At 43.9% G+C, this 15,474-nt stretch carries 14 protein-coding genes; 2 read left to right on the top strand and 12 right to left on the bottom strand.

The window, feature by feature from the left end; all coding sequences use genetic code 11:
- Positions 1-9 precede the first annotated feature (9 nt).
- Positions 10-885, bottom strand: coding sequence for a nucleoside phosphorylase (locus tag ABDD94_RS16695; RefSeq protein ID WP_345953204.1), 876 nt, complete (start codon positions 883-885; stop codon positions 10-12).
- A gap of 203 nt (positions 886-1,088) precedes the next feature.
- Here ABDD94_RS16695 and ABDD94_RS16690 point away from each other — a divergent pair, with 203 nt between their 5' ends.
- Together ABDD94_RS16690 and ABDD94_RS16685 are read left to right on the top strand one after the other, a co-directional pair.
- On the top strand, positions 1,089-1,745 hold the full coding sequence (locus tag ABDD94_RS16690) for a CatB-related O-acetyltransferase (RefSeq protein ID WP_345953203.1): 657 nt from the start codon (positions 1,089-1,091) through the stop codon (positions 1,743-1,745).
- Positions 1,746-1,799: 54 nt separating this feature from the next.
- Positions 1,800-1,982 carry a DUF6496 domain-containing protein gene (locus ABDD94_RS16685; protein WP_345953202.1) on the top strand — a complete coding sequence of 61 codons (183 nt, stop codon included), beginning with the start codon at positions 1,800-1,802 and terminating at the stop codon, positions 1,980-1,982.
- A gap of 81 nt (positions 1,983-2,063) precedes the next feature.
- Here the strand turns inward: ABDD94_RS16685 and ABDD94_RS16680 are convergent, their stop codons facing one another.
- The 11 genes from ABDD94_RS16680 to ABDD94_RS16630 form a co-directional block, all read right to left on the bottom strand.
- A complete protein-coding gene (locus ABDD94_RS16680) occupies positions 2,064-2,582 on the bottom strand; it encodes a DUF2911 domain-containing protein (RefSeq protein ID WP_345953201.1) in 519 nt (172 codons plus the stop codon).
- Positions 2,583-2,619: 37 nt separating this feature from the next.
- Positions 2,620-3,603 carry a Gfo/Idh/MocA family oxidoreductase gene (locus ABDD94_RS16675; protein WP_345953200.1) on the bottom strand — a complete coding sequence of 328 codons (984 nt, stop codon included), beginning with the start codon at positions 3,601-3,603 and terminating at the stop codon, positions 2,620-2,622.
- Positions 3,603-4,601, bottom strand: a complete 999-nt coding sequence (gene mgrA, locus ABDD94_RS16670) for an L-glyceraldehyde 3-phosphate reductase (protein WP_345953199.1) — start codon at positions 4,599-4,601, stop codon at positions 3,603-3,605. Before mgrA ends, ABDD94_RS16675 begins: the two co-directional genes overlap by 1 nt.
- Positions 4,602-4,687: 86 nt before the next feature.
- Entirely contained in the window at positions 4,688-5,995 is a 1,308-nt protein-coding gene (locus ABDD94_RS16665; protein ID WP_345953198.1) for a folylpolyglutamate synthase/dihydrofolate synthase family protein, read from the bottom strand.
- 95 nt (positions 5,996-6,090) lie between these two features.
- A complete protein-coding gene (locus ABDD94_RS16660) occupies positions 6,091-6,912 on the bottom strand; it encodes an energy transducer TonB (protein WP_345953197.1) in 822 nt (273 codons plus the stop codon).
- A 6-nt stretch (positions 6,913-6,918) separates the two neighbouring features.
- Entirely contained in the window at positions 6,919-7,317 is a 399-nt protein-coding gene (locus ABDD94_RS16655; RefSeq protein ID WP_345950968.1) for a biopolymer transporter ExbD, read from the bottom strand.
- Positions 7,314-8,027: a MotA/TolQ/ExbB proton channel family protein gene (locus tag ABDD94_RS16650; protein WP_345950969.1), complete on the bottom strand. Its 714-nt coding sequence runs from the start codon at positions 8,025-8,027 to the stop codon at positions 7,314-7,316. Before ABDD94_RS16650 ends, ABDD94_RS16655 begins: the two co-directional genes overlap by 4 nt.
- On the bottom strand, positions 8,024-9,319 hold the full coding sequence (locus tag ABDD94_RS16645; protein WP_345953196.1) for a hypothetical protein: 1,296 nt from the start codon (positions 9,317-9,319) through the stop codon (positions 8,024-8,026). Before ABDD94_RS16645 ends, ABDD94_RS16650 begins: the two co-directional genes overlap by 4 nt.
- A 45-nt stretch (positions 9,320-9,364) precedes the next feature.
- The gene (locus tag ABDD94_RS16640) at positions 9,365-11,173 is read right to left on the bottom strand and encodes a hypothetical protein (RefSeq protein ID WP_345953195.1); all 1,809 of its coding nucleotides are present in this window, start codon (positions 11,171-11,173) and stop codon (positions 9,365-9,367) included.
- A 23-nt stretch (positions 11,174-11,196) separates the two neighbouring features.
- Positions 11,197-14,268, bottom strand: coding sequence for a tetratricopeptide repeat protein (locus ABDD94_RS16635; protein ID WP_345953194.1), 3,072 nt, complete (start codon positions 14,266-14,268; stop codon positions 11,197-11,199).
- Positions 14,269-14,453: 185 nt separating this feature from the next.
- A complete protein-coding gene (locus ABDD94_RS16630; RefSeq protein WP_345953193.1) occupies positions 14,454-14,816 on the bottom strand; it encodes a response regulator in 363 nt (120 codons plus the stop codon).
- Between the last annotated feature and the right edge of the window lie 658 nt (positions 14,817-15,474).

Below are 15,474 nucleotides of genomic sequence, written 5' to 3'. Positions count from 1 at the left end.
AACTAAAAATTATAAAGCACTTGTGATGCGGTTAAGCACCTCACGTATGTGTTTGTCCATAATTTTAAGTGGCTGCCTGCTGAATTGATGTGTGACCCGGTTGGCCAGAATAATGTTGAACGATATGGCCTTATGATCCAGGTTGGCCCCTAAACCGTATATACCCGCTGTTTCCATTTCAAGATTGGTGATGGGTTGCTGGTGTATGCTAAAATCGCTGATAAGGTTGAGCAAATTGGGTGTAGAAGACTTAGCGCGCACTTGCCGTCCTTGTGGTGTGTAAAAGCCCGGTGCGGTAATGGTAATGCCTTGCGGTAAACCGGTAGCGAGGGCACTTATTAACTCGGCACTGGCCGTGGCAACATAAGGGCGTAGTTTAAAATGCGCCGGTAAGCTGTTGTTAAATGCAGTCAGTATCTCCGCTTCCTGCTTACTAAGGCTGTGCTCATAATAATGCATCAGCGGGTCCAATCCTATAGCCGCGGCCGATACCAGCAGGCTATCCACAGCAACATCGGCCTGCACAGCACCCGATGTACCTATGCGGATAATATTAAGGCTGCGTAACTTTTCGTTCACCGTACGGGTATTAAAATCAATGTTTACCAGGGCATCTAATTCATTCAGTACAATATCAATATTATCAGTGCCTATACCGGTAGATACAACGGTGATGCGTTTTTGGCCAATGTAGCCCGTATGTGTAGTAAATTCGCGCTTACCTTTTCTTAGTTCTATGTTATCGAAATGCTTACTTATTTCGGCCACCCGGTCCTGGTCGCCAACCGTAATCACAATGTCGGCAACATCCTCAGGTAAAATATTAAGGTGGTAGGCGCTGCCATCGGCATTTAATATCAAATCAGTTTCAGAGATGTAATTCATGACGCGTTAAAATTAGGCGTAATATGTTGTTTGCTTTAACAATAAATATCTAATTTTGTAAGGCCTTAAGCATAAGGCAACTTTACCAATGGTAATATAATCGACCTGCTGCACACGTTATTGCTTCTCATCTTCAGCCCCTTTAAGATTGCAGGTCGGTAATTCCCGGTTAACATTTTCTGGTACCATTTAAATTAACTGTTATGCTTTTAAAAGGTCCTAACCCGCATAAGATACACCCTTTAGAAAATTATCCTCATCTCGTTTTTCTAAAAAATATTATTACGCATCCCAATATCGAGGTGGGCGACTATACCTATTACGATGATACGCTCGATCCCTACAATTTTGAAAAGAACGTATTATACCACTTTGATTTTATAGGCGATAAGCTTATCATCGGTAAATTTTGTGCCATTGCCTGTGGTGCAAAGTTTATTATGAATGGCGCTAATCATGAAATTACGCCTATATCTACTTTTCCCTTCGGCATATTTGGAAATGGGTGGCAAAAGATAAATGAAGGTGTTGATCTGACTGAAAAATACCCTAACAAAGGCAACACAGTGATTGGTAATGATGTGTGGATAGGACATGATGCTACGCTGATGCCGGGTATTAAAGTAGGCAACGGCGCTGTAATAGCCAGTAAAAGTGTAGTGACCAGGGATGTGCCGGATTATGCCATTGTAGGTGGCAACCCTGCCCAAGTGATCCGGATGCGTTTTAACGAAGATACTGTTGAACGCTTGCTCGGTATAGCTTGGTGGAACTGGAGCGCCGAAAAGATAACCGAGCATTTGCACCTGATTAATTCCATAAATTTGGATGAACTGGAGACGGTAGCTCATAATAAATAAACCAATCTCTGTCTTAATTGTACTTATGGAAGTATCCACTTAAAATTGAGTACCATGGCAAAATATTCAGAAAAAGCACAGGAGAAAGTTGGCGAGGCCCTGCACGAAATGAAGGAAGGCAAGCTGAAGAGCGGCAAGAGCGACAAAAAGGTAACCAATCCTAAACAAGCAGTAGCCATTGGCCTTTCGGAAGCACGTAAAGACGGTGCGAAAGTGCCCAAGAAATCTTCAAAATAATACAGTTTTGTAAAAGACATTAAAAGAAAAGCCCCGGGTTTGTGCCGGGGCTTTTCTTTTAATGAGTATTGACTGATAGCCTTATTTCACTGTAAAGGCAACTAATTTATCGCCCCAGGCCAAGCTTACTTTGCCCGATGGGTCTACTGTAAATTTGAGCTGCTCCACAAAGCCGCTTGATTTACCCGGTTTAACATTTACACGCAGTACATCGTTTTCTTCTTTGTAAACCGTACCCCAGTTTTTGATGTCTTTATTAAATATAATTACCCACTCGTTCTCGTTAGGAATGCTATATAAGGCGTATTTGCCTGCAGCAAGTGCTTTGCCTTCCACTTTTACATCTTTGCTAAACTCAATTGTAGTCACCTCATTAGCGCCGGTACGCCACCATTTGCCGTAAGGAGCAATATCAGTACCAATGGTACGGCCTTTTACCGATGGCTGGCTGTAAGCAATGGTAATGTTAACACCGCTTTTGGTCGTAGCTTTAACGGTATCAGCAGGGCTGGGTCTTGGTTTTTTAGGCGTTTGTGCCGATGCCGAAATGGTAGTTAAAATAAAGCCGGTTATGGCCAATAATTTGAATAACTGTTTCATGGTTTATGTGTCTTTTTTATGGTAACTAAAGATAGTGTTATTTGCTGGGTTTGCTCGAAAAAGCGTCCATGATTTTCATGAGGGTTAGCGCCTCATCAATGGTGCAGGGATTTGGGCCTTCGCCATTCAGATAGCTTACTACGGCGGCAATCATTGGGTGCTGTATGTTTTCTGGGGGTACAAAATCAATTACCTGTTCGTCTTCGGCAGTTATTAAGGTAACCGTATTGCCGAATATAGGGAAGCTGATCTTGCCTTCACTGCCTATCATCTCGCAACTGTCAACGTTTTCGGTCTCGGCCACACTAAAGCACCATGAACCATTTACCACCACGTTGTTCTCAAACAATATGGAGCCACATACATGGTCATCGGCTTTATTGGTTTGGGTTTGGTTAAAGCCGAACCCCTGATAGTAAGCGGGGTTTCCAAAAAAGTATAGCATCAAATCTAACTGATGAGGAGCGAGGTCATGAAAATAACCACCGCCGGAAAGTTCGGGTTGTACACGCCAGTTAGGTGCTCCTGTGGTTACCAACGCCGGTTTGCGGCTTTGCCATAGCCTGAGTTGTACAGTACGCACTTCGCCAATCGCTTGCTGTTGTAATAGCTCTTTTACCTTTAAAAACATAGGCAATTGCCTGCGGTAATGGGCAACCACCAACTTTCCATTGTGCTTTTGAACTGCGTTAGCCAGTTCCTCAGCCTGTGCAGCGTTTAGCGTAACCGGCTTTTCTACATAAACGGGTAGGCCTCTTTTTAAAGCGGTTAGTGCATACTCCAGGTGTGATGAAGGCGGCGTAGCTATGTAGATGGCATTCACTTCAGTATCATTAAAAAGATCGGCCGCATTGCTAAACCATTTTCCAACGCCGTGGCGTTGGGCATAGTCGGCAGCTTTTTCGGCATCACGGCGCATTACGGCTACTAGTTTACTGCCCGTTACTTTGTTAAATGCCGGTCCGCTTTTCTTTTCGGTAACATCGCCAACGCCTATTATTCCCCAGTTAAGGCTCGCCATTAGGGTTTATTGTTTAAAATGTTTTCTATTTGAGTGAGCTCTTCGGTCGCAAAGACGCTATTGTGTAAACATTGAAGCGAGTCAGCCAGTTGCTCGGGCCTGCTGGCACCTATAAGAACGGAGGTAACGCGCTGGTCTTTTAATAACCACGCCAGTGCCATTTGTGCCAGTGTTTGGTTGCGTTGCAGGGCCAGTTCATTAAGCTGTTTAATTTGTGCCAGCTTATCATCGGTCAATTGCTTAGTTTGCAGATTTCCGGTGGTTTTAGCTGCCCTTGAATCTTGCGGTATGCCGTGTAGATACTTATCAGTAAGCATGCCTTGTGCCAGAGGTGAAAACGGTATGCAGCCAACGCCTTCCTGCTCCAGCACATCTAGCAGGCCGCCCTCTACCCAGCGCTCAAACATGGAGTATTTAGGCTGGTGGATAAGGCAGGGCGTGCCCAACTGCTTCAATATAGTAATTGCTTTTTGCGCTTCATCGGCCTTATAATTAGAGATACCTACATACAAAGCCTTGCCCTGCCGTACGATCAAGTCAAGTGCCATCATCGTTTCTTCAAGTGGTGTGTCAGGGTCAGGGCGGTGATGATAAAAAATGTCCACATAGTCAAGTCCCATGCGTTTCAGGCTTTGATCTAAGCTGGCTACCAGGTATTTTTTTGATCCCCAGTTGCCATACGGACCAGGCCACATGTCATAGCCGGCTTTGCTTGAGATGATCAACTCATCGCGGTAGGCCGCAAAATCCTTTTTTAATAGCAGCCCAAAGTTTTCTTCGGCCGAGCCATACGGCGGACCATAATTGTTGGCCAAATCGAAGTGTGTAATGCCGCTATCAAACGCCAGGTGCAAGATTTTTCGGTAATTTTCGAACACGTCTACACCGCCGAAATTGTGCCACAAGCCCAGCGACAGTGCAGGCAACTTAATGCCGCTTTTGCCGCAGCGTCGGTAAGGCATAGTTTCATAGCGGCTGGAAGAAGGTAGATAAGTCATGTAGTTGATGGTTTATAGTTCGTAGATACTAGGTTCATATTCTTTTTAATATAAACCATTATCCATGAACATCAGCTGTAAATATATCAAACTATTTCGGCCACTACAAAGGTGCTGCCGCCTGCAAAAACCAAATCTTTTGGGCCTGCCTGTTGTTGTGCGGCTTGCAGGGCTTCAGATACCGTTGGGTAGGTTTTACCCTGCAAGCCAACCATCATAGCTTGTTGTTGCAAAGACTGCACCTCAAGCCCGCGAGGAATATCTGGTTTGCAAAAGTAGTACGTGGCATCCTTAGGCAGCAGGTTTAATACCTTGGTAATATCCTTATCGTTCACCATGCCTATCACAAAATGCAAGTGCTCGTATGGTACGGCTGCAATGTTTTTCAGCACTTCCAATATGCCATCAGGATTATGGCCGGTATCGCAAATGGTAAGCGGGTGGGTGCTCAAGGTTTGCCAGCGGCCCTGTAAACCGGTTAGGATTTTAACCTGGCGTAAAGCTTCGGCTACATGTTTAACAGCAATATTAAATCCCTGTGTGTTTAACTCCTGCACTGCACACAGAACCGTCTTCACATTCTTAAGCTGATAACTGCCTGTTAAGTCGAGTTGTAAATTATGGGTAGCGTTGAGAGATTTAAAGCTTGCAGATAAATATTTATCATTTTCAAAGGCTTCCCGTTTCCTGGTGCCCGGTTCTATGCTTCCTTCATTCCATTGTTCGGATGCGAATATTAATTCGGCTCCTGCTTTTTGCGCCTTTTCAATAAATACCTGTGCTACTTCGGGCTGGTGTTCGCCAATGATGACCGGGATGCCCGGTTTAATAATGCCGGCTTTTTCGGCAGCTATTTCGGGCAGGGTATTGCCTAGCATGTTCATGTGGTCCCAGCCTATGTTGGTAATGATGGATAACAGCGGCGTAATAATATTGGTTGAATCGAGCCGGCCGCCCAGGCCCACTTCAATAACCGCAATATCTACCTCATGACGGGCAAAGGCATCGAAGGCCAGGGCTACAGTCATTTCAAAAAAAGAGGGTTCAATTTCCTCAAAATCTGTCCGGTGCTTTGCCACAAAATCAACCACCTCGTCTTCGCTGATCATTTGCCCGTTGATGCGAATACGTTCTCTGAAATCTTTAAGGTGAGGTGAGGTATACAATCCGGTTTTATATCCGGCAGTTTGTAACACCGCCGCCAATATATGCGATGTAGAGCCCTTTCCGTTAGTTCCCGCTACATGAACGCTCTTAAATTGGTGCTGTGGATTACCCAGCCGGTCGCAAAGGGCTATGGTATTGGTTAAATCTTTCTTAAATGCCGATGTGCCCACCCGAGTAAACATAGGGAGCTGGTTGTACAGATAGTTGAGCGTTTCTGCGTAATTCATTCTGGAAGATGTAGGCAATGATGGATTGCCATGGGCGCAAAGCTATCAACTAAAATTGAAAAGGAAAATTAGGCTGTAAGCCATTCAAAAAACTTTTACTGTACCCTGAATACAAATACTACAGTGCCTTGCTGCATTTCGGGGGCACTGTCTAAAGAGTTGAGGCGGGAGCGTTTTACGGCGTCTTCACATTTTTCGATCAGCACCTGGTCGGTTATGGTAGTACCACGGGCGCCGCCGCGGGCGTAGGTTACGTTACCGTCCTTATCTACGCGTATATCAACCACCACTTTTCCTGTATGGCGGCTATCATCACTAACCGATGGTTTGCTTACAAAGTTGCGCTGAGGCATGCCGGTAAGGTTACCGCCGTTGCCTGAGCCCGTACCGTTATAATTGTTGGTTAAGGTCGTACCCGTTGTTTTGCCCTGGTTGCCGGGTGTGTTGCCAGTTCCATCTCCCTCGCCTGTACCATTGTTGGTTTTGCCTTTGTAAAGGGCGTTTTGGTTTATAGTAGGCTTAGGTGGCTCTTTGGTAGGCTGCTGCTGTGTATTTACCGATTGTGTAGGCTTTTTGCTGCTGGCAATTTCAGGCGCATCCTCAGTGTTTTGAGTTACTACCTGTTTGCTGCTGTTGTCTGTTGTGTTCACCTGCTCGGTTGGCGGGGCAGGGGTTACTTTATCAGGCTTGGTATGGTTGGCATTTTCGGCAACAGATGGCTCCTCGGTGCTCATATAGTCATCGCCCATGCCTTCATCTACTGTGCCGTAATTTACCAGGATACCGCCCGTGCCGTCTTCTTCTTTAGCCGGATGCTGAAAGACAATAAAATAGCTCAAGCCTATCAGCAAAGCCAGTATAATGCCGGTTGCTAAAAAGGCCCTTGGGTAATTATTTTCTTCCTGACGGTAATCCATATCCTGTTATTTAGGCTCGGTGGCTAATACCAGTTTAATATTCAATTTCTGTGCTATGTCCATCACCTGTACCACATCCTGTATAGCAACCGTGCGGTCAACATGCAGTACAATAGTCAGTTCGCTGGCTATGTTTTTGTAACCGGCTAATGTAGGTTGTAAAGCATCAACCGCTACTTCTTTCTTCTCCACGTAATACCTTAAGTCTTGCGTAACCGAAACAGTAATGGTTTTTTTAGATACCGCCTGGCCTGATGAAGACTTGGGCAGCATCAATTTGATTACGTTAGGATTGGTAACAGTTGAAGCTATCAAAAAGAACAGCAACAAAAAGAACATAATATCATTCATGGCCGAGGTATGTACCTCGGCTGATGCACGGCTATGTTTTTTTCTCAGGTTCATTTGCTGGGCTCTTCTAACAGATCAATAAATTCAATGGCGTCAGTCTCCAGTTTCAAAATTACCTTCTCCACCATCATGTTCAGGATGTGGTAGCATACATAAGCTACTATGCCCACAAATAAACCAGCTGCTGAGGTCACCATTTTTACATACAAACCTCCTGATATAACGCCCATACTAATGTTATCTGTTTTAGAGATATCATAAAAGATCTTAATTACACCGGCAATGGTACCTAAAAAGCCGAACATGGGCGCAATACCGGCCACGATGCCAATAATGCCAATGTTTTTTTCCAGTTTGGCTACTTCAATTTTGCCAACGTTTTCAATAGCGCCTTCAATGTCTTTAATAGGCCGGCCAATGCGCAGCAAACCTTTTTGCAGCATGCGGCCTAGCGGCGTATTACTATTACGGGCAACCGCAACGGCCGAGTCCAATTTACCCGATGTTATACTGCTCCGGATCTGGCTCATCAGGTTCGATTCATCTTTAGCGGCCTTACGGATGGTAAAATAACGCTCAAAAAATATAACCAAACCTAAAACGGCCAGTATTCCGATAGGAACCATAACCCATCCACCTTTTATAAGCAGATCGCCAAAGCGTAAATCATCAACAGGGGCGGCAGTGGTGGCAGGCAGTGCTGCACGGTTTACCGAATCAACAACATTTTGAGCTGTATCCTGTAACAGCATAAATAGCATCATTTCTTTTTATTTCTTTTAGTTTCAACATAAAGATCGCTGCTTCTGAGGTGTTTCAGTTTCACGAGTCTTACTTTAGCTGCCTGTCCTTCGGCATAGGTTTTATAAAATCCAAGTCCAACCTTAACGTATTTAGTTGGATTAAAGTCTTTAACAATGCCAGCATTAATGCCTACGGCCTTGTAACGGTTTACAACTTTAATGGCTTCTGCCTCGTTGCTGAAAGCGCCGCTCATGAGCACATTGTTGTAACCCTTAGGGTTGGCCAATACTACCGAAGTGTTGTTTTTACCAGTTGCAACAGGCGTTTCCACCTCGGGAGCATACTCGGTTGAAGCCGGTAAGGCTTGTTTTTGTGCAGATGTATCTGGCGTTATTGGTGTTTGGTGCTGTTCGGTGCCGGTATCTGCTTTAACTGGTGTTTTAACCACTACAGAATCCATGCTTGGTGTAGTCGTTGTTGTATTGTCCGACGCTACTACAGCCGGACGGGTGGAGACGTTCTGTTTTGAATAGAATACCGCTACTGCTGTTGCAATAAGCACAGCTGCTGCTAATCCCCAAAACCAGGGCTTGGCGTAGAATGGTTTGTTAGTTTCTGCCGTACTGTTTGCAACTGCTATCGGTTGGGGCTCAGCCGCTGGTTTAACGTCGGCTGGCTGTTGCTCCACAACTGGTTTTGCTGGTTGAGCTGTAGGTTTAACAGACTGCCTTAACAGAGGTGAGGTTGCCGTTACCGGCCCTTCGGGTATGGCATTGCCTGCTTTTAAAGCGTCTTTTTCGACTGAGAATAAGGGCGTATTAACGGGTGGCAAAGCTGGTGCAGGTTGCGGCTCTGCCACCACAGGAGCATCGTCTGGTAAATGCTCCTCAGCTGTATTTGTAACCGGCTCTGGTTGAACAGATACTGGTGTGAAGCCAAATGGAGAGGTACTGGTATCTACATCAGGTACAGGTCTGAAGTTCAGTGTATCTTGTTCTTTAGATAACCAACCTAATCTGCCCAACATAACTTCGCCTATTTCGGCTTGTTGCAAAATGCTGTGCAGATAGCGGTCCATAAAATACCTGGCCGATGCACCCGATACCTTGCTTTTAGCAACCAGGTATTGTAACAGGCTTTCATCCTCTACCGGTTGTTGCTCAAACTCGGTTTCATAATAAGGTGGATACAGTTTGCCTTCATCAGCATTATAGTAGCCCCTTTTACGAACCTGCTTAAACACCCCTATCTGAGGGATGCTTACAGTGCCTTGTTCGTTAAGCAGCTCACTGATGTAAACAGATAAATCCATTTTTTAATAATGTCCGGGGTTTAATTTGCGGTGAGGCAAATATAGTTAAAAAGTGAACCCTGCACCGCCAAATATATTAAATCCGTAGTTGGGGTAGTTTAAGTAAGTTTGATATGTAGTGTTTAAAATATTGTTAACCTGAACAAAAACCGAGATTTGCTTGGTAGCTTTGTAATTTACACCACCGCTCAAATCGGCAAACGATTTTAGGGTAACTACCTGCTCATTGGTAAGCAAATCTTTAGTTGTGCCTCTAAAAAGTAAAGAACCGTTGATGTCCACTTTATCGTTGATATGAATAGCGGTACCGGCTGTTAATTTAAACTTAGGCAGGTTCCAGGGCTGTGCCTGGCTGGCTAGTTTATAATCGCGAAACTCCACACGTCCAAAGATATTTACATCGTCGGAAGCTTTGTAATCCAGCTCACCGTTAAAGCCGCTGATGCGGGCGCGGCCATCATCATAAACTACGTTAAAGCGGTGCAAAGTGCCCGGTATAGGCTGGTTGCCGGTTAAGGCCGGTTGTACATTACTTACAAACAACGGCAGATCAGAGACCGTGTTGCGGAAGATAGCGGCTTTGAACCCTAAGCCAGGTATAATGCGGCCCTTCAAACCCACGGTGATGTCAAGCTTATCAACCGAATTTTGAATACCGATATTCTGGTCGAGGAACGGATTGGCTTCTGATAGATTGCGCAAAGAAGTACGATTCACATCGCCTTTAGCTTCGGCAAACAGGCGCACAAAATCAGGTATTACCTGGAACTCCAGCTTTACGGCCGGAAAGATGAAGAAGCGCGATGAGAAGCCAAATTCCTGAGCAATATTTACGCCTGCATCAATTTTATAATTATCGCCCTGAAACTTTAAGTAAGGGTTTAAGCGTAAAAAGCTGTTGTTTAAAGAATATAAGCTGTCTTTTTGAGAGGCCAAGTCTAACGATGCACCCAAGCCTGCATAAAATTGGTTGATAGTTTGATTTAAATAGCCGCTTAAAACCACGTTGTTTTCCTTTGCTTTAAAGGCATTGTTAAACAGGTAGCCGTTCACCTTTAGGGCATAGGTAAGTACGCGGTCGGTATCCTGGTAATTGCGGGCCAACTCACCTTCGGCACTTAGGGTGTTATAATGCTGCTTCCTTGGTTCAGCTGCCGGGTTTGTTAGGGCCAGTGTATTATAGCCATAGTAATAATTGTTGCGACGCAAATAGTTTACACGCCCTGTGATGGTGTTAGCCTCGCCAATACTTTTGCCGAATACACCAACCTCGCTGCGGCTTTCATTTTGTTTAGGAAGGTTGCCCTGCTGACCGAAATGCTTTAAAAATGCACCTACCTGCAACGCTTCATCTTGCCCATTATTAAAATATGCCTCGCCGAAAGTTGTTTTTAGGCTTCCAAAGCCGGCGCGTACAAAGTTGTTAGCGGGTAAGGAGTCGCGTTCGGCAGGCATTTTCATGGCCTCCAACTGGCGTATATCACTGTTTTGTTCCAGGCGTTTATCAAGCGTAGTGTAGCTCAAAGGGGCTTTGTACGGTTGGGTATCATCGAGGTTCGGGTTACGGCGTATTTTAACGGCATCGGCCAGTACTGGTTTGTAAACCGTGGTTACCACAATCTCTTCAGATAGGCTACCGCCGTTTTGAGCGGAATTAGCGGGCGTTGTTTGACCTCCTTTTTTAGAGGTATCCTGTTTTGCTTTAGCTGCGGCATCTCCAAGCTTTTTTGCTGCCGGCTTGCTTTGAGTAGATTTTTGTGCCGGCTTTTTGGCCGGTTGCTTCACTTGTGCCTGTGCAGTTGCACTTGCAGCCAGTAATATTGTAAGTAATATATATATAGGTCTCTTTATCATGACTATGGGTTGGGTATTGCTCATTAATCCTGTTTGTTGGGGTCGGTACCGGTGGCGGGTGCGGTGCCGGTAGCCTCATTCAGTTTTTGCAATTTCTCTTTAGCTTTAGGCAGTATATCATCATCGCCCTTATAATTCTCAATTACACTTTGCAGGGTAGCTTTAGCCTGGAAGGTGTCTTTTAATGCGGCGTAGTTGTCAGCAATCAGAATGTAAGCCTTGGTTAGCCAGTAGTCGTAATTGGATAATTTTTTGGTTAAATCGAAGCAGGTGTTTAACGAGGCTTTGTAGTTACGCTTTTTATATTCAATTAAAGCAACGTTGTATTTCGCTTCGGCAGCTGCTACAGTTTTGGTATTGTTAACCGTATAATTAAACTCTTTTACAGCGGCTGTAGTGTCGCCTTTATCCAAGTGAGCTAAGCCGGCGTACAATCCGGTTTTAAACTTATCCTCTTCGGATGATTTTTCGTTTTCGCGAACGAGTTGAACATAATGCAGGGCATCATCGGCCATTTCCATGTGTGCATAGCACAGCAGCAGGTTATTAATAGCAAAAGTATAGTCGGCTTTATATTCAGAATTGGTTTCTAAACGTTTAAGGAATACAACCGCCTCGTTATATTTCTTTTGCGCCATATAAAGCTTAGCCATGCTAATGAGCGATTTTTCAGTGTATGCGCTGGTCCAATCGTTCAAAATAACATTGTAATCGGCCACTGCTTCATCCGGGCGGTTTAAGTTCACTAAGCTTTGCGCCCTTATAAAGCGCATTTGTTTATCGTAAATAGGGCGTTTGGCTTTATCGTAATAAGCACCTACGGCAGCAACGGTACCTGCCCAGTCGCCTTTTAAATACAAATTGTTGGCGGCAGTAGCCATAATGCTTTCCTGCTCAGCAGCGCTGTAATTACCAATCGGGGTAGTGCCGGCATAGTTAATAAAGGTTTGTGCATCGCCCTTATCGGTGTAAATTTTTTCGATCTGCTTAAGCGCTTGTTTAGCCTCTGGCGCAGAAGGGTAGGTTTGTACCACTTTTTTAAATGACTCTACAGCCAAATCGTCCTGGTTGGCGTTGTAATCAATTAACCCCATCGTAACCAACGCGCGTGGTACATAGCTGCTGTTTGGATACTTTTGTATCATTGATTGCAAATCGGCCTTAGCTTTATCACCCTCATTTTTCAGGAAGTAGGTATAAGCTATCTCGAAGGCGGCATCATCTGCGAAGTCAGAATTCGGGTAACGCGTCAGCACATCATTCATGGTGCTAATTTTTGCGTCGGGTGCCGATTGCAGGCCTTGTATCATACCGCGTTGAAACAGCGCATAGTCCTGACTTTGACTGCCACTGCTCCTCAAACGATCATAGTAGTTCAACGCTGTGCTGTAGCTCTTTAATACAAAATAGCTGTCGGCAATACGTGCTGTAGCATCGTTGATCGTATTTTTATCCTTTGGCTCGCCTGCTAAAAAGCGTTCAAAATAGGTAGCCGCTTTTTTATATTGCTCATCGCCAAAAGCAGCGTAGCCTAAACCGTAATTGGCGTAGTTATATACCCCGGATTGCTTGGCTTCCGGGTTAGCTAAAAAGTCCTCAAACTGCTCAACAGATTCGCCATACTTTCGTACCTCGTACATTGATTCGGCAAGCCAGTAGGTAGTTAGCGCCGTAATTTTCTCATCGCGCGGATGTTTTAAAGACCGTAAGAAGATGCCTATGGCATTCTCAAAAGCACGCTCATTGTAAAATTCCAAGCCGCGGTAATAAGTCACTTTTTGATAAGCTTCCGCAGCGCCGGGGTTAGTTGCAACTACGGGTTCGAGTATCTCAACAGCCTCCTTATAATTTTTAGAATTGAGCAACGCTTCGCCCAATAACGTTTTAACTTCGTCTAAACGTTTTGAACGCGGATAATTGCGCAGGTACAGGCGTGTTGCCTCTAAAGCCTGGTTGTTAAAGTCCAGTTCGTATGATAGCTTTGCATATTCAAAAAGGGCATCTTCTTGCAACTGCTTGTCAAAATCGAGCTTGGATGCAACCTGGAATGCGTTGCGGGCGGCTTGTTTGTTGTTAAGCTTTAAAAAGATACTGCCCAGAGTGTAATTACCACTTTGGCTGTAAACGTCGTTTTTATCAATCAGTTTCTCCAGTTCCTTTGTAGCCTTAGCATTGTTGCCTGTTTTGTAATACGCATAGCCAATCTGGTAGCTGTCTTGCGTGTTTTGTGTTTTGCCTAAGTCGCGTTCCTGGAAACGGCTGTAATATTTTACGGCGTTTGCATAATCGGCTTTGGCAAAATAAGAGGCGCCCACAATACGCAGCATATCTGTTTCGTGCTGTTGTTGTGTGCTGTTTAAAATAGGGATGGCGTAATTGATGACGTCATCATACCGCTTGTCTAAAAAATAAACTGCGGTAATGTAATACGGATAGCTATTCTCGTACTTTTTTGAATTTTTAAGTTTCTCAAAACTGGCCAGTGCTACATGGTAATCTTTGTTCAAATAAGCAATGTAGGCGTAATAGTAAGTGGCATCTTCAGAGAACTGCGATTTCTTATCCTTAATATCACTAAACTGCTGTTGGGCGTTTGGGTAATCGGCCAGCTCGAAATATGCGTAACCTTTGCGAAACTTGTATTCAACATATTCGCGGCCACTTAACTCGCTGCCATCAATTTTATTGAACCATAGCAGTGCATCGCCATACTTGTGTTGTTTGGCGTATGACTTACCAATCTGATAAAAAGCCAGTTTAGCTAAGGGATTTTCGGGGTGCTCTTTAATGAAACGCATAAACATGCTTTCTGCATCATCATTATTGAGTTCGAGCGCGCAAAGCGCTTCATAGTATTGTGCGTTTTCCTTCAGCAACGAAAGTTCAGATTCAAACTGAGGCTGATTGGCAGCCTTAAGGCGCGATTGTTCGATTAGACGAAACTGTTCGGCTGCGGCTACATATTGACCATTGTTAAGCAGCGTAGTAGCGGTATGGTAAGTGCGGTATATTTGAAACGAGGCGTTTTGCTGGGCCTTTACAGTAAGCGTGCCCAACAGCAATGCACACGCGGCAATAGGTTTGAGTTTAATCATAGAAAGCGTTTAACAAAAGCAAATGCAAAAATGCAATCCGTAGCATGTTTTCACAAACCGGATAGCATATTTTTAACGAAAGTAAAGATTAGATGGTATATGTAGGTAAAGTTTCTGGAACAAAGCGTTTACCTACAGCACATTAAATTTAAAGTATCCGAAACAGCTTGTTAAGGCTTTTAGAGTTAAGCAGCCAGTTGGCGCTGTATTTTAATGAGTAGTGTATTGATGTCAAACGGTTTAGCCAAGAAATCATCTGGAGCACATTCCTGCTTCAGAACGTCAGACACATTATGACTGGCTGATATCATGATCACCGGAATATCGTGCGTTCTCATATTCAGCTTAACATTCTTGCAAAGATCTCTGCCATCAAGGCCGTTCAGCATAATATCCATCAAAATGAGGTCAGGCAGTTCCTCATTTAATTTTTCAAAAAGTAGGTGACCGTCAGAGAGGGTGTTAACCTGATAGCCAGAATCTTCAAGTATCAACTGAAGTACTTCCAAAATATCCTGATCATCGTCTACCGCCAATATCCTATTCATCGCTATATATAAGTCTTATGTTTAATGGCTGCCTAACTCCTTGGTCTTACAAAGGTTTGTAATAATTGAAGTAAGCAGTTAACATGCATTTACAATATATAAGCCAAACAATATGCTTCGGCCGTTTTATAAGCTATTGTAAAGCAAATAGTGCTTTCTGACAGTTAAAATTAAGCTTTTAATTTATGGCGGGGATTAGAAAAACTAGCTATTTCGTTACCTAAGTACTTAGGTAGAGTGTAACAACATCTTTTAAAACGATGTTAAAGCACCTTTTTTGCACAAAAATTTATCATTTCTTAACAATTGCAAAATTTGCTGATGGGCGTATATAAAATGTGTGTTTTTTAAAAAACAACGGCCTGTTTTTTATACACTTCTATCAGTTTTCTGCTATAACGTTGATAGACAGTTGCTAATAACGAAGCCAGCCCATTTTGTTTACTTATTTTGCCTTACTAAATTGAAAATAAGAATTAGTTTGGTGACTGTTTCTCTGTAATAATTGATGATTGCTATTTCGTCATTGTTGTTAAAAGTTCGGCAACGTTGGATTCATCCTAATTGGCCAGCAGCTTGGCAATAAATGTTTCCCTGACAGGTATGGTTTTACACACAACTTAGTTATTAATAGGCATACCCGTAAAAGTTCTTTAAA

This window comes from Mucilaginibacter sp. PAMB04168, from assembly GCF_039634365.2.
Taxonomy (GTDB): domain Bacteria; phylum Bacteroidota; class Bacteroidia; order Sphingobacteriales; family Sphingobacteriaceae; genus Mucilaginibacter.
This window is presented reverse-complemented; position numbering and strand designations above follow the sequence as displayed.